This is a genomic window from Nonomuraea sp. NPDC050540 (assembly GCF_044457485.1).
Lineage (GTDB): Bacteria > Actinomycetota > Actinomycetes > Streptosporangiales > Streptosporangiaceae > Nonomuraea.
In genome coordinates this window covers 836,070-859,990 of sequence record NZ_JBITHA010000002.1, presented here as the reverse complement: position 1 = coordinate 859,990, position 23,921 = coordinate 836,070, and the positions used below count along the sequence as shown (strand labels likewise).

General features: G+C 70.3%; 18 protein-coding genes. 13 read left to right on the top strand and 5 right to left on the bottom strand.

What is annotated here, in order from left to right:
* The first annotated feature begins 71 nt into the window (after positions 1-71).
* The 6 genes from ACIBI5_RS10245 to ACIBI5_RS10220 all read left to right on the top strand — a co-directional run bounded on the left by ACIBI5_RS10245 (position 72) and on the right by ACIBI5_RS10220 (position 6,612).
* Positions 72-1,661: an AMP-binding protein gene (locus ACIBI5_RS10245; RefSeq protein WP_397245227.1), complete on the top strand. Its 1,590-nt coding sequence runs from the start codon at positions 72-74 to the stop codon at positions 1,659-1,661.
* Complete coding sequence (locus tag ACIBI5_RS10240) at positions 1,661-2,617, top strand: acyl-CoA dehydrogenase family protein (protein WP_397245225.1); 957 nt, start codon at positions 1,661-1,663, stop codon at positions 2,615-2,617. The genes ACIBI5_RS10245 and ACIBI5_RS10240 overlap by 1 nt, the downstream gene beginning before the upstream one ends.
* Complete coding sequence (locus ACIBI5_RS10235; protein WP_397245223.1) at positions 2,617-3,771, top strand: acyl-CoA dehydrogenase family protein; 1,155 nt, start codon at positions 2,617-2,619, stop codon at positions 3,769-3,771. Before ACIBI5_RS10240 ends, ACIBI5_RS10235 begins: the two co-directional genes overlap by 1 nt.
* A complete protein-coding gene (locus tag ACIBI5_RS10230) occupies positions 3,768-4,658 on the top strand; it encodes a bifunctional MaoC family dehydratase N-terminal/OB-fold nucleic acid binding domain-containing protein (RefSeq protein WP_397245221.1) in 891 nt (296 codons plus the stop codon). The genes ACIBI5_RS10235 and ACIBI5_RS10230 overlap by 4 nt, the downstream gene beginning before the upstream one ends.
* Positions 4,655-5,065 (top strand): MaoC/PaaZ C-terminal domain-containing protein, encoded by a 411-nt coding sequence (locus tag ACIBI5_RS10225; protein ID WP_397245219.1) that lies wholly within the window; start codon positions 4,655-4,657, stop codon positions 5,063-5,065. Before ACIBI5_RS10230 ends, ACIBI5_RS10225 begins: the two co-directional genes overlap by 4 nt.
* Before the next feature lie 389 nt (positions 5,066-5,454).
* Positions 5,455-6,612, top strand: a complete 1,158-nt coding sequence (locus ACIBI5_RS10220) for a lipid-transfer protein (RefSeq protein WP_397245217.1) — start codon at positions 5,455-5,457, stop codon at positions 6,610-6,612.
* A gap of 267 nt (positions 6,613-6,879) precedes the next feature.
* On the opposite strand, the gene ACIBI5_RS10215 is transcribed toward ACIBI5_RS10220, so the two are convergent.
* The gene (locus ACIBI5_RS10215; protein WP_397245215.1) at positions 6,880-9,027 is read right to left on the bottom strand and encodes a hypothetical protein; all 2,148 of its coding nucleotides are present in this window, start codon (positions 9,025-9,027) and stop codon (positions 6,880-6,882) included.
* A gap of 263 nt (positions 9,028-9,290) precedes the next feature.
* On the opposite strand from ACIBI5_RS10215, the gene ACIBI5_RS10210 reads away from it, so the two are divergent.
* The 7 genes from ACIBI5_RS10210 (at position 9,291) to ACIBI5_RS10180 (ending at position 15,552) form a co-directional block, all read left to right on the top strand.
* A complete protein-coding gene (locus ACIBI5_RS10210; RefSeq protein WP_397245213.1) occupies positions 9,291-10,352 on the top strand; it encodes an ABC transporter ATP-binding protein in 1,062 nt (353 codons plus the stop codon).
* On the top strand, positions 10,345-11,019 hold the full coding sequence (locus tag ACIBI5_RS10205; protein WP_184972667.1) for an ABC transporter permease: 675 nt from the start codon (positions 10,345-10,347) through the stop codon (positions 11,017-11,019). Before ACIBI5_RS10210 ends, ACIBI5_RS10205 begins: the two co-directional genes overlap by 8 nt.
* The gene (locus ACIBI5_RS10200; RefSeq protein WP_379612103.1) at positions 11,016-11,681 is read left to right on the top strand and encodes an ABC transporter permease; all 666 of its coding nucleotides are present in this window, start codon (positions 11,016-11,018) and stop codon (positions 11,679-11,681) included. The genes ACIBI5_RS10205 and ACIBI5_RS10200 overlap by 4 nt, the downstream gene beginning before the upstream one ends.
* 37 nt (positions 11,682-11,718) lie before the next feature.
* A complete protein-coding gene (locus tag ACIBI5_RS10195; RefSeq protein ID WP_397245211.1) occupies positions 11,719-12,651 on the top strand; it encodes an ABC transporter substrate-binding protein in 933 nt (310 codons plus the stop codon).
* Between the two features lie 2 nt (positions 12,652-12,653).
* Complete coding sequence (locus tag ACIBI5_RS10190) at positions 12,654-13,130, top strand: flavin reductase family protein (protein WP_397245209.1); 477 nt, start codon at positions 12,654-12,656, stop codon at positions 13,128-13,130.
* A gap of 123 nt (positions 13,131-13,253) precedes the next feature.
* Entirely contained in the window at positions 13,254-14,102 is an 849-nt protein-coding gene (locus ACIBI5_RS10185) for an alpha/beta fold hydrolase (RefSeq protein WP_397245207.1), read from the top strand.
* A 79-nt stretch (positions 14,103-14,181) separates the two neighbouring features.
* The gene (locus tag ACIBI5_RS10180; RefSeq protein WP_397245204.1) at positions 14,182-15,552 is read left to right on the top strand and encodes a sensor histidine kinase; all 1,371 of its coding nucleotides are present in this window, start codon (positions 14,182-14,184) and stop codon (positions 15,550-15,552) included.
* A gap of 68 nt (positions 15,553-15,620) precedes the next feature.
* On the opposite strand, the gene sppA is transcribed toward ACIBI5_RS10180, so the two are convergent.
* The 4 genes from sppA to glgB form a co-directional block, all read right to left on the bottom strand.
* Positions 15,621-17,321: a signal peptide peptidase SppA gene (gene sppA, locus ACIBI5_RS10175; RefSeq protein ID WP_397245202.1), complete on the bottom strand. Its 1,701-nt coding sequence runs from the start codon at positions 17,319-17,321 to the stop codon at positions 15,621-15,623.
* Between the two features lie 69 nt (positions 17,322-17,390).
* Positions 17,391-19,331: a S8 family peptidase gene (locus ACIBI5_RS10170; protein ID WP_397245200.1), complete on the bottom strand. Its 1,941-nt coding sequence runs from the start codon at positions 19,329-19,331 to the stop codon at positions 17,391-17,393.
* A 254-nt stretch (positions 19,332-19,585) separates the two neighbouring features.
* The gene (locus tag ACIBI5_RS10165; RefSeq protein ID WP_397245198.1) at positions 19,586-21,427 is read right to left on the bottom strand and encodes a S8 family peptidase; all 1,842 of its coding nucleotides are present in this window, start codon (positions 21,425-21,427) and stop codon (positions 19,586-19,588) included.
* Between the two features lie 206 nt (positions 21,428-21,633).
* Positions 21,634-23,865, bottom strand: a complete 2,232-nt coding sequence (gene glgB / locus ACIBI5_RS10160; RefSeq protein ID WP_397245196.1) for a 1,4-alpha-glucan branching protein GlgB — start codon at positions 23,863-23,865, stop codon at positions 21,634-21,636.
* Positions 23,866-23,921 lie beyond the last annotated feature (56 nt).

The following is a 23,921-nucleotide window of genomic DNA, read 5'->3' as shown; positions in this document are numbered from 1 at the left end:
GTTGCTGGACAGATATTAGAATCTGTTCTAGTTTTGCGGCAGTTGGTGACCGAGCGCTTGGTGGAGGCCGGATGACCGCGGACACGTTCGCCGCCCTGCTCGCGGCCCGCGCCGACGACGACGGGCCGTCGCTCCACTACGCCGACCGGGTCTGGTCGTGGCGGGAGCAGGTCGCGCTCTGCCGTACCTACGCGGGGTGGTTGCGCGGGGCCGGTCATGTGGGCGTCTTGCTGGACAACGTGCCGGAAATGGTCTTCCTGGTGGGCGCGGCGGCGCTGGGCGGGCCGGTGGTGGTCGCGCTCAACCCCACGCGGTCGCCGGTCGAGCTGGTTCGTGACGCGCGGGCCGCCGACGTCGAGCTCATCGTGTACGACGGCGTCCACGCCGAAGCGGCGCGAGCGATCTCCGAGGACCTGGGCATCCGGCGGATCTCCTTGGACGAGCTCCAGGCGACCCACGATCGGGAGCCCGCGCCCCCCGGCGACCTGGTCATGCTCGTCTTCACCTCCGGCACCTCGTCAGGCCGTCCCAGAGCGGTACGGATCACCCAGCGCAAACTCGCCGTCCCCGGCCTGTCGCTGGCCCGCATGCTCACCCCGGACGACGTCGTCTACTGCTCGATGCCCCTCTTCCACTCCGGCGCGATCATGGCGGCGTACGCTCCGGCGGTGGCCTCGGGAGCCGCGCTGGTGCTCAGGAAGCGCTTCTCGGCCTCTGGCGTCCTTCCCGATGTCCGGAAATATGGCTGCACGTATCTGCACTACGTCGGCAAGGCCCTCTCCTACGTCCTGGCCACCCCGGAGCGCCCCGACGACGCCGGCAACCCGCTCAAACTCGCCTTCGGGAACGAGGGCAGCGCCACCGCGACCCGCCGGTTCGGAGAGCGGTTCGGGTGTTTCGTGATCGACGCGTTCGGGTCCACCGAGACCGCGGTCTCGATCACGCCGGATCCGTCGGGGCCGCCCGGGTGCCTGGGCCGCCTGCCCGACGGCGTCGAGATCCGTAGTCCGGCGACCGGCGAGCGCTGCCCGCCCGCGATCGTCGAGAGCGGCCGTCTCCTGAACGCGGAGGAGGCCGTCGGGGAACTGGTCAACGTCCAGGGGCTGGGGCTGTTCGACGGCTACTACAACGACCCGGAGGCCGACGCCGAGCGGATCAGAGAGGGCGCCTTCTGGTCGGGTGACCTGGCGTATGCGGACAAGGAGGGGTACGTCTTCTTCGCCGGCCGGGGCACGGAACGCCTGCGCGTGGACGGGGAGAACCTCGCCGTCGCCCCCATCGAGGCGGTGGTCCGCGAGGCGCCGGGGATCGTCGAGGCGGCCGTCTACCCGGTTCCCGACGCGGCCGCCGGTGACCAGGTGATGCTGGCCCTGGTGCCGGACAGGCGGTTCGAGATGTCGGCCTTCGCGGAGTTCCTGGGCGCGCGTGCCGACCTCGGGGCGAAGGCCGTACCGCGATATATCCGGATCTGCCGGGAGCTACCGCAGACCCCCTCCCACAAGGTACTCAAGCGCGTCCTCGCCCGGCAGGCCTGGCACGGCGCCACCGACCCCGTGTACCTCCGGACGGCGACCGGCTACCGGCCGCTGACCGGCGACGACGTCGTGGAGATCGAGACCGAGTTCGCCCGGTACGGGCGGCAGCACTTATTGGAGAGCTAGTGGATTTCGCATTGGACGAAACGCAGCGGGAGCTGCGCGAACTTGCCGCGGACCTGCTCGCCAGGCAGGCCGGCGAGGACCAGCTCAGGGAGGCCGGCCTGCTCGGCGTCTGCCTGCCCGAGGACGTGGGCGGCGCGGGCCTCGGCGGCGTCGAGATGGCCGTCGTGCTGCGTGAGGTGGGCGCGCGCGAGCTGCCGGCCCTGCCCGTCCTGGTCAGCTCCCTGGCGATCAGCCGGTACGGCTCGCGCGAGCAGCAGGCCCGCCTCGGCCAGGCCAGGGTGAGCACGGTCGCGCTGAAGGAGGCGGGCAGGGCGCTGGCCGACCCGCCGCGGACGCGGGCCCACTACTCCGGCGGCTGGACGCTGACCGGCAGCAAGTGCGCGGTGCCGTACGGGGCGGTGGCGGACGTGGCGCTGGTCTCGGCGGCGGAGGGGCTGTTCCTGGCCCGTCCCGGCCAGGTGGTGCCGGAGTTCGCCTCGACCGGCGAGCCGCTGGCCACGCTGGTCTTCGACCGGACTCCGGCGGAGAAGGTCGCCGACGACGCCGACGGCGTCCGCCTGATCTACACGGCCGCGGTCGCCGCGCAGGCGAGCGGCGTCCTGGCGGGCGCGCTGGAGCTGACCACCGAGTACATCAAGACCAGGAAGCAGTTCGGCCGCGCACTGGCGGAGTTCCAGGCGGTGACGATGCAGATCGCCGACGTCTACGTGGTCTCGCGGGCGCTGGACGTGGCGATGTGGTCGGCCGTCTGGGGGTTGGAGGCCAGGGACGTCGCGGTGGCCGCGTACCACGTGAGCGAGGCCTTCCGCGCGCTGTTCACCTGCCAGCACCTGCACGGCGGCCTCGGCCTGGACATGACCTACCCCCTGCACAAGAGCTTCGCCCACGCCAAGCACCTGTCCCACCTGCTCGGCGGCGCGGACGCCCAGCTCGACCTGATCGGAGCGCTCGCCTGATGCTCATCGACCTCACCACCGAGCAGAAGCGGTTGCGGGAGGAACTGCGCGAGTACTTCCGCGCCTGCCTCACCGGCGACGACCGCAAGAAGATCGCCGAGGACCCGTTCGGCGAGGCGTACATGGAACACTGCCGCCGCCTCGGGCGCGACGGCAAGCTGGGTCTCGGCTGGCCCAAGGAGTACGGCGGCGCCGGCTTCGGGCCGCTCGAACAGCAGATCTTCGCCAACGAGATCGCGCGGGCGGCGGTGCCGTACCCGATCATCACGGTGCAGACGGTCGGGCCGACGCTGATGCAGTACGGCACGCCCGCGCAGAAGGAGTTCTTCCTGCCGCGCATCCTGGCGGGGGAGTGCCACTTCGCGATCGGCTACAGCGAGCCGGAGGCGGGCACGGACCTCGCCTCGCTGCGGACGACCGCGGTGCTCGACGGCGACCACTATGTCGTGAACGGGCAGAAGGTGTTCACCTCCGGCGCCCACTACGCGCAGTACGTCTGGCTGGCGGCGCGGACGAACCCCGGGGCCAAGAAGCACAAGGGCATCACCATGATGATCGCCGGGACGGACGACCCCGGCTTCTCCTGGACGCCGATCGTCACCATGGACGGCCGCCACCACACGAACGCCACCTACTACCAGGACGTACGCGTACCGGCGGACATGGTCGTCGGCGAAGTGGACAAAGGCTGGGACCTCATCGTCAACCAGCTCAACCACGAGCGGGTCACGCTCGGCCCGGCGGGCAACCTCGGCCAGACCTACGACCGGTTCCTGGCCTGGGCGCGCAGGACGGGCAACGACGGGCATCCCGACGTACGCCGCGCGCTGGGTCGCGTCTACGCCTACTTCCGCACCAATGAGCTGCTGAACTGGCAGGTCGCGGCCAACATGGACCTCGGCTGGCTGGGCGCGCCCGACGCGTCGGCCACCAAGATCTACGGCTCGGAGCGCATGCAGGAGATCGGCCGGATCGTGGGCGACATCCTGGCGCGGTTCGGTGATCCGGCCGACCCGGAGACGGCCGAGCTGCTCGACCGGCTGGACCATGGCGTGAAGGGGGCCGTGGTGCTGACGTTCGGCGGCGGGGTGAACGAGGTGCAGCGCGAGCTGATCGCCATGCTCGGCCTGAGCCTGCCGAGGCCGCCGCGATGACCGATCTGCACGAGATGGCGCGCAGGCAGGTGGCCATGGGCGAGTTGCGCGGCCTGCCCGCGGCCGATCCGGTCAACGAACCGATGATCCGGCACTGGCTCGACGCCATGGGCGACCAGAACCCGCTTTATCTCGACAAAGGGGTGGCGCCTCCGGCCATGGCGCAGGTGTGGACCATGGGCGGGGTGCGACGCGACGCACGGGACCGCTCGCCGGTCGACGACATGCTGGCCGAGCTGAACGCCCAGGGGTACACGGGCGTGGTGGCGACCAACTGCGAGCAGACCTACCACCGGTACGCCCGGCTGGGCGACGTGCTGACTCCGGCCACCCGCTTTTCCGGACTTACCGGGCCGAAGACGACCGCCCTCGGAGAGGGATATTTCGCCACCTGGAATGTCACCTGGTATGACCAGTTCGACGAGCCGGTGGCGGAGATGCTCTTCCGGGTCCTGAAATTTCGCCCGCGGGTTAAGGAAAGGCGCAAGCCGTACCCGCTGAAACCTGCCGTCAACCGGGACACGCAGTTCTTCTGGGACGGCGTGAAACTCGGCGAACTGCGCATCCAAAGCTGCGCCGACTGCGGCGAACTACGCCATCCACCAGGCCCGATCTGCCCCGCCTGCCGCTCGGCGAACCGCGGCCACATCGTCGCCCGCGGCGAGGGAACCGTCTACAGCTACGTCGTCCACCACAACCCGCCCGTGCCCGGACGCGAAACCCCTTTCGTGGTGGCGGTGGTGGAACTTCCGGAAGGCGTGAGGATTGTGGGGAACATAGTGGACTGTCCCGTGGATGCGGTGGGTATCGGTATGACGGTGCGGGCAACGTTTCGCGCAATGGATGACGAACTGATCCTTCCGATGTGGACGCCACAGGAGTCATGATGCGGACGCTGACCGGAGAGCAGATCGCAATCGGCATGGTTCTGCCAGAACTGTCCATCAGCGTCACGCCCACCCTCGTGGTCTCGACCGCGATCGCCACCATGGACTTCACCCCGGTCCACCACGACGTCGAGATCGCCCGCGCGCAGGGCTCGCAGGACATCTTCCTCAACATCCTGACCACGATGGGGCTGGTCGAACGCTATGTCACCGACTGGGCGGGCCCGGAGGCGGTGATCCGCCGGATCAACGTGAAGCTCGGGGTGCCGGCCTACGCGGGGGACCTGCTGGCGTTCACGGGGGCGGTGATCGCGCGCGAGGGCGAGGAATTCACCGTCGAGGTCCGCGGCAAAGTCTCCCTCGGCGACCACGCGACCGGTTCGGTGGTCCTCTCGCTCCCGTCGTGATCCCTTCCTCCAAACTCTAAGATCACGAGCTTTTCGACCCTTACGATCACGGGCTTTAAGTTCACGGGCTTTAAGTTCACGGGCTTTAAGTTCACGGGCTTTAGGAGTTACGGCACAGCCACCCCCACGCCACCCGCCGACATGGGCGGGCCCAGGTCGGGGGGATCGCTTCTCACGTCGGACGTGGTCCCCGCCGCAACGGCCCCCTTTGCCCCCCGCCGTGGCCCCTCAGCCCCATCACCACCTCACCAACCGCTAGCCAGGCCACCACCCCACCGGCCACCGACCAGATCTGTTCGTCCACTGTTGGGCCCTGCCGCTTCCTCCGACCGGTCGCCGTTCGGGTTGGGGCGGGGCCGGGATGTCGTGAATACCTGAAGGGTTTCCTCATGAAAGCCGCCATCGCCGGGATCGGTGCCACCGAGTTCAGCAAGGATTCCGGGCGCTCGGAGCTGCAACTGGCCGCCGAGGCCGTTTTCGCCGCGCTCGACGACGCCGGGCTCTCGCCCGGGGACGTCGACGGCCTGGTGACCTACACCCAGGACACCAACCAGGAGATCGCCGTCGCGCGCGAGGTCGGGATCGGGGACCTGACCTTCTTTTCGCGTGTTCACTACGGCGGCGGCGCCGCCTGTGGCACGGTGATGCACGCCGCCATGGCCGTGCGGACCGGCATGGCCCGTACCGTCGTCTGCTACCGCGCCTTCAACGAACGTTCCGGCCGCCGCTTCGGCCAGCCCGATGCCCGGCTCGGCGGGGAGCCTTCCTCGCAGGGGCTGGAGATGAGCTGGCACGTGCCGTACGGGCTGATGACGCCCGCGGCCTGGGTGGCCATGTTCGCGCGGCGGTACATGCACGTCTACGGCGCGACCTCGGAGGACTTCGGCCGCGTCGCCGTCGCGATGCGGCGGCACGCGGCCACGAACCCGGCGGCGTGGTTCCACGGGCGGCCGATCACGCTGGCCGAGCATCAGGCCTCGAAGTGGATCGTGGAGCCGCTGCATCTGCTCGACTGCTGCCAGGAGAGCGACGGCGCGGTGGCGCTGGTCGTCACTTTGGAGGACCGGGCCAGGGACCTGCGCCGTTCCCCCGCGGTGATCACGGCCGCCGCTCAGGGGGCGGGCGCCGGGCAGATGATGATGACCAGCTATTACCGCGACGACATGACCGGCCTTCCCGAGATGTCCGTCGTCGGCCGCAAACTCTGGGAAATTTCCGGCATGCGGCCCGCTGACATGCAGACCGCGATCCTCTACGACCACTTCACGCCGTTCGTGCTGACGCAGCTTGAGGAGCTGGGCTTCTGCGGCAGGGGCGAGGCGGCCGGGTACGTCGCGGACGGCGGCATCGAGCTGGACGGCCACCTGCCGGTGAACCCGCACGGAGGGCAGCTGGGTGAGGCGTACATCCATGGCATGAACGGCATCGCCGAAGCCGTCCGCCAGGTAAGGGGCACCTCGGTCAACCAGGTCAAGGACGTGTCGAACGTCCTGGTCACCGCCGGTACCGGCGTCCCCACCAGCGGCCTCATCCTCTCCTCCCCCTGACCCACCCCCGCTGGGTCCGGTCAGGCGGACAGGGGAAGGCCGGCACGGCGATGCCAGGGGAGTTCCTGGTTCGGACAGGCCGACCGAGGTGACGCTGTCCGGTCGGGGTTAACCGGAATCCGGGAATCGGAGCCCGATCGGGGCCGGCCGGAACCCGCCAAGTCGGAGCCCCGGGCGGAGTCAGCCGGACGCCGGAGCGCCGTTCCCGGAGCCAGGCACGGGTTCGGCCAGGCGGAGGTGGGCGCGGGCTCTTGGCAGGGGACGCGGTCAGGGGGAGCCGATGACCGGGACCGCGAAGAACACCAGCATGGCGATCAGCACGCAGATCAGGAAGCCCGCCACCTCCCACGCCCAGTCGCGGTGCTTACGCTGCTTGCGCTTCCTCGCCTGCTTCTTGGCCGCCGGGCGTGACGGCTTTCGGGGGCCGGTGGCCTGCTTGGCGCCCATGTTCTGCCGGGATGCCGCGAGCCGGGGCCTGCCCTGGACGCGGCCGTCGCGTCCTGGCGCCTTACGGCCGTCCAGCGGGTCGCGGTCGGCCCGCGTCCTGCGGTCGTCTCGTCCCCAGGAGAACTCGGGGGCCGGTTCGGGAGAGGTGGCCGGGTCTTCTTCGGCCGAGACCCAGGGGGCTCTCAGGGCGTCTGGGTCCTCGTCGGGCTGGTCCAGCCGGGCGGGGTCGCTGGCGGCCAGGATGTCGGAGGGCATGGGGAGCCGGTAGACGGGCTCGCCGGCCGGGCGGCGGGTCCGGGTGAACGGCTGGAAGGCGGAGAACGCGTCCCCCGAGCTCCGGCCGGTGTCCGTGGTTCCGGCCTCCGGCGTCCGGCTGGCCTCCGGCCTTCGGCTGGGGTCCGGGAGGTCGGGCGTCGGCGGGCCGGGCGCAGGGGTGTCCGTCCGGGAGCTGTGGACGAGTACGTCTCCGGGGGAGGGCAGGTCCAGCGGCGGCATGATGTCGGTGGGCGGGTCGTCGAGTACGTCAGCGGGCACCGGAGCCGACAGCAAGAACCCGGTCCTCGGCGGCAGCCCGTCCCGGACCCTGGGCCTGGGCGGCAGGCCCGCACGCCACCCCGGCTCCTCCCCATCGGCGCTCGACGGCTCTTCCTGGGCGGAGGCGCCGGTGAAGGGGGCGAAGGGGTCCCGCCCGGGGGTGAACGCGTCGGAGTGGGGCGCCCCGGCCGACGGATCGCGGGTGGGAGCCGCGGTGAACGGGCCGCGCACGGGCGCTTCGCCCTGCGGGTCCTGCCCGGGGCTCCTGGTCAGCGGGTCGCTGCTACGGTCCCCGGTCAGCGGGTCGCGGGTACGGTCCCCGGTCAGCGGGCCATGCGCACGGTTCCCGGCCAGCGGCGTCCCCGCGAGCGGGTCGCTGACCGGATACGCGGTGAAGGGCCGGGCGGGCGATCCTGCCTGCGGGTTCGGAGCGGGCGAGCCGCCCGGCAGGTCACGGGCGGGAGAAGTGCCCGGCTGATCGCGAGTGGAAGGTCCGCCCAGCACATCGCCGGTGGGTGAGGAGCCCCACAGGTCACGGGTGGCGGAGCCGCCCAGCACATCACCGGTGGGAGAAGAGCCCCATGCGTCGCGGGTGGGGGAGCCGGTGGATCGGTCGCGGGGGGAAGAGGTGCCCAGCAGCGGTGGGGGGCCGGGCAGGGGGTCGCGGAGGCGGGGCATGGGGGCCGTGGTGGCCTCGTGGTCGGCGCGGCCCGTCGGGGGAGTGAGGAGTTCCGTGGGGAAGATGCCCGTCGCCGTCCTGGGGTCCGATTCGGCGAGCGGCTGCGGCCAGCGGGGCGGCGCGGGCCAGAGGGGCTTGACGAAGAGGGGGGCGGCGCCGGCCGTACGGGATCCCGCGACGTGCACGCGCAGTACGGCGGCAGGGGCGGGCCACGGCAGGCGGCAGAGGATGTCGCGCAGCGGCGCGACCGACAGGGCGCCGTAGACGTCGGCGACGGCGGCGGGGACGCGCGCGCCCGTGCAGGCCAGGGCGGTGGACAGCGTCTGGCGGAAGCGGTGCGCGGCGCTGATGGCCAGTTCTTCCGCGGTGTCGGGGGCGACGTCGAGCACCCAGGCGAGTTCGGTCGTGGTCAGGCCGCAGACCTCGCACAGGAGGAGGACCTCGCGCTGGTGGGGGCGCAGTTCGCGCAGGGTCCGTTCGACCAGGGCGGAGGCGGGGTCGACGAGCGGGTCGACGACGGGGGGCGCGTAGACGATGTCGCGCCGGTGGATCTCGCGGCGGGCGAGAGCGTAGAGGGCGGCGCGCGGCGGCGCTTGGGCGGGCACGCTGGAGAGCACGGCGACCAGCGCGTACCCGGCGGAGGCTGGGTCGCCGAGCTGGTCCGCGCAGTACGCGAACAGCCCGGTGGCGTGACGGTCGTAGAGCTCGGCGATCAGGTCGTTGCGGGAGCGCTGATCGGTGAGCGGTTGAGTCACTGGGCCGGATCCTCTGGTGGAAAACGGACGCTTGGGGGTGAGGGGTGCGGCGTCGGAGTTTGTGCTGGCAATCATGCCAACTCCTACCGGTGTTGCGCACTATGAGAACGTCATTTGATATGAATCCTCCCAGGTCGGTGAAGCGTTTAAGCACAGGCCGATGGGACAGAAGCACCCTCATCGCCGTAGTCTGAGGTCCGCAAGAGATCATGCGGCGGACGTGGCAGGGGGGCTACGGTCCCGCCACGAACGGAAGGTCACGCGTGATCACGTTCGACTCTGTCACCAAACGCTATCCAGACGGAACGGTCGCCGTGGACAACCTCAGCCTTGAGGCTCCCACGGGCCAGATCACCGTGTTCGTCGGGCCGTCGGGGTGCGGCAAGACCACCTCACTGCGGATGATCAACCGCATGATCGACGCGTCGGACGGGCAGATCCTGCTGGACGGCACCGCCGTACAGACGATCGACCCGCCGACGCTGCGCCGGGGGATCGGCTACGTCATCCAGCAGGCCGGGCTCTTCCCGCACCGGAGGATCGTCGACAACGTCGCCACGGTGCCGTTCCTGCTCGGCTGGGACAAGAAGAAGGCCCGCGACCGGGCCATGGAGCTGCTGGAGGTGGTCGGGCTCGACCCGGCGATGGCCCAGCGCTACCCGTTCCAGCTGTCGGGAGGCCAGCAGCAGCGCGTCGGAGTCGCCAGGGCGCTGGCCGCCGACCCGCCGGTGCTGCTCATGGACGAGCCGTTCAGCGCGGTCGACCCGATCGTGCGGACGAGTCTGCAGGACGAGCTGCTCAAGCTGCAGTCCGAGCTGAACAAGACCATCGTCTTCGTCACCCACGACATCGACGAGGCCATCAAGCTCGGCGACCGCGTGGCCGTGCTGCGCGTGGGCGGGCGGCTGGCGCAGCTGGCCGATCCCAAGACGCTGCTGTCGGAGCCCGCCGACGAGTTCGTGCGCGAGTTCCTGGGGCACGACCGGGGGATCCGGCGCCTGCAGTTCATCTCGGCGGCGGGGCTACGGCTGCGCACCGACCTGACCGTTCCCGAGGACGCGTTCCCCGCGAACTCCGAGGAGCCCTGGCTGCTCATCGTCACCCCAGACCGGCGGCCCGTGGCCTGGGTCACGCCCAGGCGGCCGGAGGAGCGGGAGCCGTACGGGACATTCCTGCACGGCAAGGACAACATGCGGTCGGCGCTCGACGCGGCGCTGCTGTCGCCTTCGGGCTGCGCGGTGGCCGTGGACGAGGACGGGAAGGTGGTCGGCGTGGCCACCCGCGAGGCCCTCGACGAGGCGCTCGCGGAGGCGGCCGATGTCTGACGGTCCGCCAACACTCTGGGAGTGGTTCGCCCGCAACTGGGACACCGGGCGGGTCGGCAGCATCAGCAACCTGCTCAGCGACCACCTGGTGATGTCGCTGGTGCCGATCGTGGCGGCGCTCGTGCTGTCGCTGCCGCTGGGGCTGGCGTGCGTGCGCTTCCGCTGGCTGTACCAGCCCACGTCCGGGCTGATGAACATCCTCTACGCGCTGCCGTCGCTGCCGATCTTCATGCTGCTGATCTCGGTGACCGGGCTGTCGCAGACAACGGTGATCATCCCGCTGACGTTCTACGCCATGGCCGTGCTGATCCCGTCGGTGGTCGACGGGCTGGGCGCGGTGCCCGACCACGTCCGCCAGTCGGCCGTGGCCATGGGCTTCACGCCGGTCCGCCGGCTGGTCCAGGTCGAGCTGCCGATCGCGACCCCGGTCGTGCTGGCGGGCCTGCGGGTCGTCGCGGTCTCCAGCATCTCGCTGGTCAGCGTCGGCGCGCTCATCGGCCAGGGCGGGCTCGGGATGCTGTTCACCCGGGCCTACCAGAACCCGTTCCTGCCGCCGGTCATCGTCGGCATCGTGGGCATCGTGCTGCTGGCGCTGGTCGCCGACGGGCTGCTGGTGCTGGCGCAGCGGCTGCTGACGCCGTGGGTGCGGGCGAGGAGGGCGTCGTGAACTGGCTGACGGACTTCTTCGGCAACCCCGAGAACTGGACGGGGCCCGGCGGCATCCCCATGCGGCTGCTGGAGCACCTGGAGTACTCGGTGCTGGCCCTCGTGCTCGCGGTGCTGATCGCGATCCCGCTCGGCCTGCTGATCGGGCACACGGGCAAGGGCGGCGTGATCGTGGTGATCTCCGCCAACCTGGCCAGGGCGCTGCCGACGCTGGGCATGCTCGTGCTGTTCGTGCTGCTGCTGGGCACCGCCTCGATCCTGCCGGTGATCATCCCGCTGGTGCTGCTGTCGATCCCGCCGATCCTGGTCAACACGTTCGAGGGCATCCGGGGTGTGGATCCCGAGCTGCGCGACGCCGCGTACGGGATGGGCCTGCGCGGCGGGCAGGTGCTCGGACGGGTGCTGGTCCCGGTGGCGTTGCCGCTGATCCTGCTGGGTCTGCGGCTGTCGGCCATCCAGGTGGTGGCCACCACGACCGTCGCCGCGTACGTGGGCCTGGGCGGGCTCGGGCGTTTCGTCATCGACGGATTCGCCACCAAGGAGTATGCGAGCGTGGTCGGCGGTTCTGTACTGATTGTGCTGTTCGCTCTGGTGGTGCAGCTGGCGTTCACCCTCGTCCAGCGGGTGAGCGTCTCTCCGGGGGTTAGTCAGAGAGTTCGCTAGTCTCCTACTCAACCCCCCGCTAAGAAGGGAAATATTGATGAAACGCATCTTCAGCACCGCTGCGGTGCTGCTGTCGGCCGGACTCGCGCTGGCCGCTTGCGGATCCTCCGGCTCGGGAGGCAACCCGCTCGACACCACCAGCGCCCAGCCCAGCGGTGCCGCCAGCAGCGCGCCCGCCGGTGGCGGCAAGGCCATCATCGGCTCGTTCGACTTCGACGAGAGCGTCCTGCTCGGCTCCATCTACGCCCAGGCGCTTGAGGCCAAGGGCGTCCAGGTCGAGGAGAAGCCGCGCATCGGCAGCCGCGAGGTCGTCTACGACCAGGTCAAGGCGGGCGGCCTGACCATCGTGCCCGAGTACAACGGCAACCTGCTGGCCTTCATCGACCCCAAGACCACGGCCGGCACCACCGCCGACGTGGACGCGGCGCTGAAGGAGAAGCTGCCCGACACGCTGGAGATCCTCGCCTCCTCGCCCGCCGAGGACAAGGACAGCCTGTCGGTCTCCGAGGCGTCGGCGACCAAGGACTCCCTGAAGTCCATCGAGGACCTGGCCAAGGTGTCGAAGACCATGGTCGTCGGCGGCCCGCCGGAGTTCAAGAAGCGCTGGGAGGCCCGCTTCAAGGAGGTCTACGGCCTGGAGTTCAAGGAGTGGAAGCCGACCGGCCCCACCACCGCGGACGCCATCAAGGACGGCACGATCCAGGTCGGCAACGTCTTCACCACCGACCCCAAGATCATCGCCAACAAGCTGGTCCCGCTCGCGGACCCGAAGAACATCTTCCCCGCCCAGAACGTCACCCCGCTGGTCTACAAGGCGGGCGCGAACGACACCATCAAGACCACGCTCGACGCGGTCTCCGCCAAGCTCTCCACGCAGTCGCTGATCGAGATGATGACGAAGATCTCCGTCAACAAGGACGAGCCGGCCACCGTGGCCAAGGAGTGGCTGTCGGCCAACGGGCTCGGCTGAGTTTGAGCGAGTTCACCGAGGCGATGGCCCAGCTGGCCGCCGGCGTCGCGGTCGTCACCGTTCGTGACGACCGCGACGACCTCGGGGTCACGGTCTCCGCCCTCATGTCGGTCTCCGCCGACCCGCCGCTGGTGCTGGTCTCCCTGACCAGCCGCGGTTACCTGGCCGAGGTACTGCTGCGCCAGGACCTCTGGGCCGCCTCCCTGCTGTCGTCGGGGCAGGCGGCCGTCGCCAGCCGGTTCGCCACGGCCGGGCGCCCGTCGGCGCGGCATCTGGTGGCCGGCGTGCCGCACCACCGCGGGCCGCGTACCTCCGCGCTGATCGTCGGGGGCGGGGTGGCCGCGCTGGAACTGGAGACCGCCCGGGTGGTTCCGGCGGGCGACCACACGTTGTTCGTGGCCGGGGTGCTCGCCGTCGACTACGTGACCCCCACTGTCGACCCTCTGGTACGGCTGCGCGGCCGCTACCGCCCGGTCTGACCCCTCTTCTCCGATCCCCGGCTGGGAGGCCGCATGCCGTTCGCCGAAAGGATTTTTGTTCTTGACAATTTCTTTTGTCGCTAGAACACTGGAGGCAAGCGACCCCCAGACAGGGAGAAGACCATGAGCACCGTTCGTTCCCAGGACGGCACGACCCTCGCCTACGACCGGATCGGCGAGGGGCCCGCGCTGGTCATCATCGGCGGCGGCGGCGCCACCGACCGCTCCGTCAACGCGCCGCTGGCCGGCCTGCTGGCCGACTCGTTCACGGTGTACAACTACGACCGGCGCGGCTCCGGCGAGAGCGGCGACACCGAGCCGTTCACCGTCGAGCGCGTCTACCAGGACCTCGACGCCGTCATCCGGGAGGCCGGCGGCCAGGCGTACGTCTTCGGCTCCTCCGGCGGCGGCATCATCGGGCTGGAGGCGGTCCTGAACGGGCTCCCCATCACCAAGCTGGCCGTCTGGGAGGCCCCGTACATCATCGACGACTCCCGCCCGCCGGTGCCCGTCGACTACCTCGACCGGCTCGTCGCGCTGCGCGAGCAGGGCCGCAGGGGCGACATGGTGGAGCTGTTCCTGACCGCGGCGGTCGGGCTGCCGGCCGAGTTCGTCACCCCGATGCGCGGCATGCCGATGTGGCCCGGCATGGAGAAGGCCGCCCACACCCTGATCTACGACGCCATGGTCGTTGGCGACTTCTCCCTGTCCGCCGAACGTATGGCCGGGGTGGCGATCCCCACCCTGGTCCTCGACGGCGGCACGATGCCGTGGGCCACGAACTCCGCCGAGGCCTCGCCGCCGCCCTTCCCGCCGCGCGGCGCGAGACGCTGGCCGGGCAGCCGCACAACGTCGACGCCGCCGCCCTCGCCCCGGCGCTGCGCTCCTTCTTCGCGTCCTGACTTCGAGTTTTTACCCGATGTCGGATCCGGCGGGCAGGGCGAAGGATTGGCACGGCCAGGTCCATCCTGACCTGGGTAAATACTGAAATATCCGGAAGCTTTACTCGCCAGTAGGCGTTCCCCCAAAACGCACAAAGGGGGGTAAACGCGTGAGCCTTCGCGCGCGCAGCTGCGTCATCGCCGGGCTGGTGTCCACTGTTCTTGCGCTGGTGTTGTGCACCGGCCTGGCCGTCCAGGGATATCGCTCGGAGATCGACAGCGTGACCGACCAACTGGCGACCGCGGCCCGGCGGCTGGCCATACTGGCGAGCGAGAACGCGCTGCCGAACCCGATCCCGTCGGTCAGCGGCCAGAGCGTCCAGGTGGTCGCCGAGGGCGGGAAGGTGCTCGGCAGCACGCCCGACCTGGCCGGGCAGCCGCCGCTGACCACACAGCTCCCGCCCCAGGACGACTTCCGCTGGGACGGCGTCGTCCGGCACGACGGCCGCGAGCTCATCGTGGTCGGCTTCACGATCACCCCCACGAACGCCGCCTCCGACCTGTCCGTCTACGTCGCCACCCCCAAACCCGGCTACCTCTACGACTGGCCCGCCCTGCTCGGCCTGCTCGTCGCCGCCGCCGTCGGCACCGCCGGGGTGATGGTGCTGACGTGGGTACTGGTGTCGCGCGCGCTCAAGCCCGTCGAGGCGATCACGGCCGAGCTGGAGGAGATCACCGGCAGCCACCCCCACCGGCGTGTGCCGGAGACCGGCCGCCACGACGAGATCGCCGCCCTCGCCGTCACCGTGAACCAGACCCTCGACCGGCTCGACGGCGCCCTCAGCCAGCAGCGCAGCTTCGTCGCCGACGCCTCCCACGAACTGCGCAGCCCCATCACCGGGCTGCGCGCTGAGGTCGACCTGGCGCTCATGGAGACCCGCGGCGACGGTCCCGAACACGCCGCCCTCGAAGCCGTGGACCGCGCGGCCGACCGGCTGCAACTCCTCGTCGAGGACCTGCTCGCCGTCGCCAGGCTGGACGCCGGGATGGAGCCCCGGCCCGAGCCGGTGGACCTGGCCGAGCTGACCCGCGACGAGCTGGCCAGGCGGCATCCGGCCAAGAAGCTGCTGACCGAGCTGGAGAACGGCGTCGTCGTCGAGGGCGACCGGCTTCAGCTCACCCGCGTGCTGGTCAACCTGCTGGACAACGCGATCCGGCACGCCGACAGCACCGTCCGGCTCGTGGTACGCGGCGACACCTGTGCCGAGCAGGCCGTGCTGGAGGTCAGCGACGACGGCGACGGGCTCGCGCCGGACGACCGCGAACGGGTGTTCCAGCGCTTCACGCGGCTCGCCGAAGGACGGACCAGGGATCCGGGCGGCAGCGGACTCGGGCTGCCGATCGCGCGGGAGATCGCCACCCGGCACGGCGGGACGCTCCGGGTCGAGGATCGTTCCCGGTTCGTCCTGCGGTTGCCGCTTCTGACCCGCGCGGCGGTGTCCGCCGGCCGTCACGGCGAGCAACCACGTCAGACTGCCTGACGACACCTCCCGACCCGCCCGCCGGCGTCGGCGGGGGGTGTGGGGGCGGCTTGCCGTAACTCAGAAGATCAGCGGATCTCGTACCAGGCGGGCAGGGCGAGCGGGCCCTGCGGCGGGAGGCCGAGCTCGGCGGAGAGCCGGGCGAGCGGACCCCAGGCCTCCAGGCGCATCCGCGTGAGGGCCGCGGCGCGGTCCTCACTGGAGTCCGGCCCGCGCAGGCGCTCCAGCGGGTTCAGGCGGGGGTAGGTGCGCACGGGCGCGTCGTCGGCCAGCCCGGCGCGCTTGCGGGCCAGCACCAGGGCGTCCTCCAGCCCGCCGAGCTCGTCGACCAGGCCGCCTTCGAGGGCGTCGGCGCCGGTCCAGACGCGGCCGCGGGCGAGCTCGTGCGCACGTTCGCGGGTGAGTTTGCGCCCCGTGGCCACCTTGCCCACGAAGTCATCGTAAATACGGTCCAGCCAGGCGTTGACCCGGTCCCACTGCTCCGGGGAGAACGCCCGGGACGTCGAGAACATCCCCGCGTTGGCCCCCTGGGAGATCAGCTCGGAGCTGACCCCGACCTTCTCCAGCAGTTCCGACAGGACCGGCTTGCCGCCGAACACCCCGATCGACCCGGTCAGCGTCCCCGGTTGCGCGACGATGACGTCGGCCGCCATCGCGACGAAGTACCCGCCCGACGCCGCCACGTCACCCATCGACACGATCACCGGCTTGGTCTTGCGGGTCAGTACGACCTCCCGCCAGACCGTGTCAGAGGCGACATACGACCCGCCGGGGCTGTCGACGCGGAACACCACGGCCTTGACGTGCTCGTCCCTGCGCGCCGCCCGCAGCGCCGCGGCGATCGTGTCCGACCCCATCGCGCCACCGCCGCCGCCGAGCGGGCTGCGCCCGCTGCGGCCCATCCTGATCGGCCCGCTGCCGTGCACGAGCGCGACCGTGTCAGCCCCGGGGTGAGGCAGCTTCCGTACGGCCGGCGCCTTCGCGTACCGCGACACGAACAACAGCATCGAGTCGGCGCCCGCGGCCTTCTTGACCTCGTCGTAGACCTCGTCCCGGTAGGCCAGCCGGTCGACCAGCCCGGCCTCGACCGCCTCGTTCCCGATGAACGGCCCCCGGTCGACCAGTTCCCTGACCTTCTCGGGATCCAGCCGCCGCCCGTCCGCGATCCCGGCCACGACCTGCTCGGTGACCGACTCGGCGATCCGGGTCATCGACTCGCGGTGCGGCTCGGTCATGTGGTCCTGGGTGAACATGTTGGCCGCGGTCTTGTACTCGTGCCGCTGCGCGCCTTCGTAGGCGATGCCCAGCTTGCCCAGGGCGTTCTTGATGAAGCGCGCCTCCAGCGCGACGCCGGTGAGTCCCACGTCGCCGCTCGGCTGGAGGTAGACCCGCTCGAAGGCGGAGGCGAGGTAGTAGGGGACGGTGCCGTTCCCGAACTCGCCGAACGTCTCGGAGAAGGCGACGGTCAGCTTCCCCGAGGCGCGGAAGTGGATGACCGCCTGGCGCAGTTCCTGCACCATGGCCAGGCCCAGCGGCTGCCCGCCGATCTTCACGATCAGCGCCTTGACCCGCGAGTCGTGCCTGGCCCGCTTGAGCCCGCCGAGCACGTCGGCCAGGCGGGGCTTGCGCATGGACAGCAGCGCGGAGAGCGGATCCGCCGGAGGCCCTTCGGTGAGCCCCTCGGTGAGATCGAGCTCCAGCACGAGCGGGGCGGTGCGCCGCTGGCGAAGCTTGTCGACGGTTTCGAAGATCGCCTTGCCTGGGTCCATATTTCACACCCTAAGCGACATGTCCCTCTCCGGGGCGGCACCCGGAGAGGGACGGCGATCAGTCGTTCCTTACTTGTTGACGTGCCGGTAGAGGAAGACGGCCGACTTCTTCAGCTGCGCCGTCGTCGCCTTGCCGGTCCGGTGCTTCTCGGCGATCGTGATCGCCTTCTTCAGCGTGGTCGTGCCGTGCACCTTGGCCGAGGAGTTGTACACGCCGTGCGCGTAGTTCAGCCACGCGGCCAGCAGCTCCCGGTCGAGCAGCGCCTTGCCCGCCTTCGACTTCGTGTTCAGCACCTTGTACGCGCGGGCCAGGGTGTCGGCCTTGGTCGCCTCGGGGAAGACCTTGCTGCCGTTCTGCGCGATGGACAGGTAGCAGATCAGCGTCTTGTCCGACAGCGAGCCCTTGGTCTTCAGCATCTCCGTGGCCCACGCCTTGGAGCTGAGCGGCTTGGTGCCCTTGCCGCGCTCGCAGGTGTCGGGGACCGGCTCCGGGTTCGGGTCGATCGAGATCGGGTCCGGGTCCGGCTGCGAGGTCGGCGTCTTGGTCGGCGTGGGGGTGGGCGTCGGCGTGACCGTGGCCGTGGGGGTCGGCGTGGGCGTCACGGTCGGCGTCACCGTGGGCGTCGGCGTCGGCGTCGGCGACTGGGTCGGCTTCGGCGGGGTGGCCTTGGCCAGGTCGATCCGCGGCGTGGTGACCTGGGGGCCGCCTTCGGCCGAGTAGGTGATCGGCTTGCCGGTGGTGCGGAGCTTGGCCAGGATCTGCGCCGGGCTGTAGGCCGGGTAGGCCTGCTTCACGACGGCGAAGGCGCCCGCGACGTGCGGGGCGGCCATCGAGGTGCCGTTCTTGTTGCCGTAGACGTTGTTCGGCACCGAGGAGTTGATGCCGACGCCCGGCGCGAACAGGTCCAGCAGCGCGCCGCGGTTGCTGAACGGCGCGACGGCGTCGCCATCGTCGGTGGCGCCCACGCTGACGGCGGAGGAGATGCAGGCGGGGCTGCTGACGCCGTCCTGGAACCCGGAGTTGCCCGAGGCGATGACCGTGGCCACACCGAGCGCCGCGAGCGCGTCGATGTTCGGCTTGATGGCGGCGGCGTCGCCCGTGTCACAGGGCGCGGTGAACTTCACGTTTCCGCCCAGGCTCATGTTGACCGCGACGACGTTGTTCGCCGTGGCGACCGTCGCCAGGTACTCCAGCGCCAGCTTCTGGTCGGAGTTGAAGCTGAGGTAGCAGGGCGCCGGGATGCCGAAGCCTTCGCAGACGCTCGCGGTGACGATGCGGCTGAAGACCTGGATCGGCATGATCTTGGCCTCGGGGGCCACGCCGTTGGCCGGAGCGCCCGCGGTCTTCTTGCCGGCCGCGATGCCGGCCACGTGGGAGCCGTGGGAGCACTGGTTGACGCCGCCGGCGATGCAGCGCTGGGTCTCGGCGTTGGCCGCGCCCGGCCCGATCTGCTCGTCCTTCTTGTTCGGGCAGAGCGACTCGGACTTGTACTCGTCGTTCTGGAAGTTCGAGGAGAAGCACGCGTCGCCGACCAGCCGGCCCGCGAGGAAGGGGTGGTCGCTGTCGACGCCGGTGTCCAGGACGGCGACGGTGTGGCCCTTGCCGGTCCAGCCGGCCTCGTTCGCCTTGTCCGAGCCGATCAGCTTGGTGCTGGCGTCGAGCGTGGCCGCGCTGAGCTCGTCCTTCTGGATGGACCTGATGCGCTTGTCGTTCTTCAGCGCCGAGAGCGTCGCCGCGTCCACCTCCGCGACGAAGAACTTCGCCGAGGCGTCATCCTCGATCACGTCGGCCTTGGCGGACGCCTTCTCGGCGGCGGCCGCGACGTCCTTGACGCTGGCGCCGGGCGCCAGCTCGATGATCGCGCGGACGGCCTCCGTCTTCGCTTCCTGCCTTAACTCCGCGCTGACGACCGGGTCAGCGGTGGCCGCCTGGGCGGCCGGGGCCACCACGAGTGCGGCCGAGGTCGCTGCCAGCGCGACCGCGCCGGCGAGCAGAGACCGTAGTCTCACTGTTCCTCCGAGGGTAGGCGCCCGCCCGGACACGCAGGCAGGCGTGAGGCAGTGGGACGCCGTCAGCGGCGTGGCGCGCCGAAGCAGAGCTCTGATATTGGAAAGCCCCCCAATAGCTCATGCGCCGATTTGACTGATGACAGCCGGAAAAATCCCCACATGTGATGGTCGTGGGGCCTGAGCTTACTGAGGGGCCTACGAGGTTTGGGAGTTTGAGATGGCTCCGTTATGCGGATATCGGCAGTTCCGGATGATTAGCTGCCCTTTAGGGTTTTTGTGGACTTTGTAAGCTGAGCTGCCGAGGACTTGGTGCTCAGGCGGACCTTCTCCGCTGACTGGAGGGTCTGGAGGGAGCCGGTGCCGTTCGACCAGTTCAGCCATCCCCTCAGCAACGCCGCGTCCAGCTTGGCCCGCGCGCCTGACGTGCCCTTCAGCACCCGGTACGCCGTTCCCAGCGACGAGGCCTTGGTCACCTCGGGGAAGACCTTGCTGGCCTTGCCGACCATGCGCAGGTAGCAGGTGAGCGTGGTGTCCGGGATCGTGCCGGTGTTGCGGTGGATCTCCACGGCCCACTGCTTGCCGGTCAGCTTCTTGCCGGCCGTACCCCGCTTGCAGACGGCCGCGGGCGGGGTGGCCTTCACGGTCACGGTCACCGTCACGGTGGGCAGCGGGACGGGGCTGGGCTGGGGGTTGTCCGGCTGGGGCTCGGGGGAGGGGCCGCTGGGGTCCGGGTCGGGGTTTCCCGGGTCCGGGTTCTCCGGGTCCGGGTCCTCCGGGTTTCCCGGCGTGGGGGTCTGCTCGATCGGCGGGCCGGGGGTGGCGCCGGTCAGGGCGGCCTGCAGGTCGAGGCGTGGCGTGGTGACACCGTCGTAGGCGTAGGGGCGGCCGGTCGTCCTCAGCTTCTCGATCAGCTCCGGCATCGGCGCCTGCGGGTTCTGCGCCTTCAGTACGGCCAGCGCCCCCGCCACATGCGGCGCGGCCATCGAGGTGCCGCTGTAGGACGTCATCTGGTCGTCGGGGACCGACGACTCGATGTCCACGCCCGGCGCGAACAGGTCCAGCAAAGCCCCGCTGTTGGAGAAGTCGGCGATCCTGTCGCCGTCGTCGTTGGCGCCGACGGCCACGGTCGAGGAGACGCAGGCCGGGTAGGAGGCGCCGGTGAAAGACTCGTTGCCCGCGGCGACCACCGTGGCCACGCCCTTCGCCAGCAGGTCGTCGACCTTGGGCTTGAACGCGGCGCCCTCCTCGCTGTCGTCGCAGGAGGTCATCGTCGGCCAGCCGCCCAGGCTGAGGTTGACCGCGGCGATCGGGCGGGTGGCGGCGAGCGTGGCGACGTGGTCCATGGCCAGGCGCAGCGAGGACTCGTAAGCCCCCAGGCACGACGGCTCGCCGCAGGTCTCCGCGTCGTTGATGCGGCTGAACACCTGGACCGCGATGATCCCGGCCCCGGGCGCCACGCCGCCGCTGCCCGCGGCGATGCCTGCCACGTGGGTGCCGTGGTCGCAGATGTTCGCGCCGCCGAGCACGCACTTGTCGATCTCGGCGTCGGCCGCGCCGGGGCCCACCTGGGTCGTCGAGCCGTTCGGGCACAGCGACTCCACGCCCTGGTCGACGGCGGAGAAGCAGGCTTCGTCGACGATGCGGTTCTGGAAGAACGGGTGGTCGCGGTCGATGCCGGTGTCCAGGACGGCGATCGTCTGGCCGGCGCCGGTGAAGCCCTGCGCGTGGGCCTGGTCGGCGCCGATCTGCTTGAGACTGGAGGAGAGCGTGGGCGGGTAGGCGCGGTCGCGGCGGACGGCGGTGACTCTCGGGTCCTCGGCTAACTTCGCGAGCTCTTCCGCGGTGCCGTTCACGACCACGAACGGCTGCGTCGCCGGCTGGAGAACGACCTCCACGTCGCTCTGCGCGGCGGCGCCGGCGATCGGGGCGTTCTGGGCCGGGTCGGTCAGCTCGACGATGGCGCGTACCGGGCCGGTGCCGACGGCGATGCTCTCTTCGAGCTTGTCGGAGGCCGGGGGCGGGTCGTCGGCGAAAGCGGGGGTGGCCGGGAGTACGGCGAGCAGGGCCGCTGCCGCGATCAGGCGTCGAAGTCGCACTCGTCCTCCGATGGGGGATGATCTCGGAGTTTAGGGGGAATTGCCCCGCAAGCCCAGAGGCGCCCCTGAGGTGGTGCGCGCAATCTGAGGCCCCCTCGCCTGGCAGGGGGCTGAGGGGGCCTCAGATTGCTGGGGGGAAGCGTAAGGATGACCGGCTTGTCGGGGCAATGGGTGAAGATCCCTTTTAAGCCTCACTTGAGCTTCCGTTAAGGTGCCTTTTCCGAGCCCTCCTCAAGTTCTGCGGACTCTGCGGACTCTGCGGACTCTGCGGTTTCGGCGGTTTCGGCGGGCTGGCCTTCGCTGTGGAGCCACACCGCGCCCAGGGGCGGCACCCGCAGCACCGTCGAGTACGGCAGGCCGTGCCGCGACTCCTCGACCGCCTCCACCCCGCCGAGATTGCCCACCCCGCTGCCCGCGTACTCGTAGGCATCGGTGTTGACGACCTCTTCCCACCGCCCGCCGTACGGCAGGCCGAGCCGGTAGTCCTCGTGCGGCGCCCCGCTGAAGTTGACCACGCACGCCACCGCCGCCCCGTCGGCCGCGTAGCGGACGAAGGAGAAGGTGTTGCCGGAGGCGTCGTCGGCGTCGATCCACCGGAACCCCTCGGGCGAGCAGTCCTGCTCCCACAGCGGCGGCGTCCGCCGGTAGACCTCGTTGAGGTCGCGCACCAGCTTCTGCACGCCCTTGTGCCCGTCGAACTCCAGCACCCACCAGTCGAGCCCGCGTTCCTCCGACCACTCCGAGCCCTGGCCGAACTCGCCGCCCATGAACAACAGCTGCTTGCCCGGATGCGCCCACATGAACGCCAGCAGCGCCCGCAACTGCGCGAAGCGCTGCCACTCGTCGCCGGGCATCTTGCCGAGCAGCGAACCCTTGCCGTGCACGACCTCGTCGTGGGAGAGCGGGAGCACGAAGTTCTCGCTGTAGGCGTACATGAGCGAGAACGTCATCTGATGGTGGTGGTACTGGCGGAAGACCGGCTCGTGCCGGAGGTAGGCGAGCGTGTCGTGCATCCAGCCCATGTTCCACTTGAAGCCGAAGCCGAGGCCGCCCAGGTGAACCGGCCGGGAGACCCCCGGCCAGGCGGTCGACTCCTCGGCCACGGTCGAGATGCCCGGCGTCTCCCGGTAGGCGACGGCGTTCATCTCCTTCAGGAACTCCACCGCGTCGAGGTTCTCCCGCCCGCCGAACACGTTGGGCGTCCACTCGCCCTCGCGGCGCGAGTAGTCGAGGTAGAGCATCGAGGCCACCGCGTCCACGCGCAGCCCGTCGATGTGGAACTCCTTGAGCCAGTAGACCGCGTTGGCCACCAGGAAGTTGCGGACCTCGGTGCGGCCGAAGTCGAAGACGTAGGTGCCCCAGTCGGGGTGCTCGCCGCGTGCCGGGTCGGCGTGCTCGTACAGCGGGGTGCCGTCGAAGCGGGCCAGCGCCCACTCGTCCATGGGGAAGTGCGCGGGCACCCAGTCGAGCAGCACGCCGATCCCGGCCTGGTGCAGCCGGTCAACGAGGTGCCGGAACTCGTCGGGCGTCCCGAAACGCGCGGTGGGCGCGTAGTAGGAGGTGACCTGGTAACCCCAGGAGCCACCGAAGGGATGTTCGGCCACCGGCATGAACTCGACATGCGTGAAGCCCATCTCGCTGACATAATCCGTCAGCTGTTCGGCCAACTCGCGATAGCCAAGTCCGGGTTTCCACGAACCGAGATGCACCTCGTACACGCTCATCGGCCGCTGCTGCGCCGGTTCGGCGACGCGCTCGTCCATCCACCGCGTGTCGTCCCAGGTGTAGTCCGACTGCTCGACCACCGAGGCGGTCTGCGGCGGCGTCTCGGTCCGCCTGGCCATCGGGTCGGCCTTGTCGCGCCACACCCCGTCAGCCCCGAGGATCTGGAACTTGTAGCGCTGCCCCGCCCCCACACCCGGCACGAACAGCTCCCACACCCCCGACCGCCCCAGCGAGCGCATCGGATGCCCGGCGCCGTCCCAGTGGTTGAAGTCGCCCACGACCCTGATGCCGCGCGCGTTGGGCGCCCAGACGGAGAAGGCGGTCCCCTCCGCCTCCTCGTGGGTCATCACCCTCGCGCCCAGCGCCTCCCAGAGCCGCTCGTGGCGGCCCTCGCCGATCAGGTGCAGGTCGATCTCGCCCAGCGTGGGCCAGTAGCGGTAGGGGTCCTTCGTCTCGTACGGCTCGCCGCCCCCATAGCGGATCCGCAACGTGTACCCGGGGACCTTGTCCAGGCCGGGCACCATGACCTCGAACACCCCGTGCGCCACGTGCTCCATGACATGCGAACCGCCGTCGTCGAGCACCACCTCCACCCGCTCGGCCAGCGGGCGCAGCGTACGGAAGGTGACCCCGCCGCCGCCGGGGTGGGCGCCGAGGATCGAATGCGGATCATGATGTGCCCCGCCCGCGAGGCGGTCGAGCTCTGTCCTCATCGGCATGCTCCCCACAGTGCCCTACGACGGCCGTCTGCCTCAGCCCCTGCCCGCTT

Bases quoted from the DNA above. Each gene is read 5' to 3' on its own strand.
- ACIBI5_RS10220 (WP_397245217.1), top strand. From the start codon at position 5,455: ATGAAAGCCGCCATCGCCGGGATCGGTGCCACCGAGTTCAGCAAGGAT.
- ACIBI5_RS10205 (WP_184972667.1), top strand. From the start codon at position 10,345: ATGTCTGACGGTCCGCCAACACTCTGGGAGTGGTTCGCCCGCAACTGG.
- ACIBI5_RS10225 (WP_397245219.1), top strand. From the start codon at position 4,655: ATGATGCGGACGCTGACCGGAGAGCAGATCGCAATCGGCATGGTTCTG.
- ACIBI5_RS10230 (WP_397245221.1), top strand. From the start codon at position 3,768: ATGACCGATCTGCACGAGATGGCGCGCAGGCAGGTGGCCATGGGCGAG.
- glgB (WP_397245196.1), bottom strand. From the start codon at position 23,865: ATGAGGACAGAGCTCGACCGCCTCGCGGGCGGGGCACATCATGATCCG.
- ACIBI5_RS10185 (WP_397245207.1), top strand. From the start codon at position 13,254: ATGAGCACCGTTCGTTCCCAGGACGGCACGACCCTCGCCTACGACCGG.
- ACIBI5_RS10235 (WP_397245223.1), top strand. From the start codon at position 2,617: ATGCTCATCGACCTCACCACCGAGCAGAAGCGGTTGCGGGAGGAACTG.
- sppA (WP_397245202.1), bottom strand. From the start codon at position 17,321: ATGGACCCAGGCAAGGCGATCTTCGAAACCGTCGACAAGCTTCGCCAG.
- ACIBI5_RS10245 (WP_397245227.1), top strand. From the start codon at position 72: ATGACCGCGGACACGTTCGCCGCCCTGCTCGCGGCCCGCGCCGACGAC.
- ACIBI5_RS10195 (WP_397245211.1), top strand. From the start codon at position 11,719: ATGAAACGCATCTTCAGCACCGCTGCGGTGCTGCTGTCGGCCGGACTC.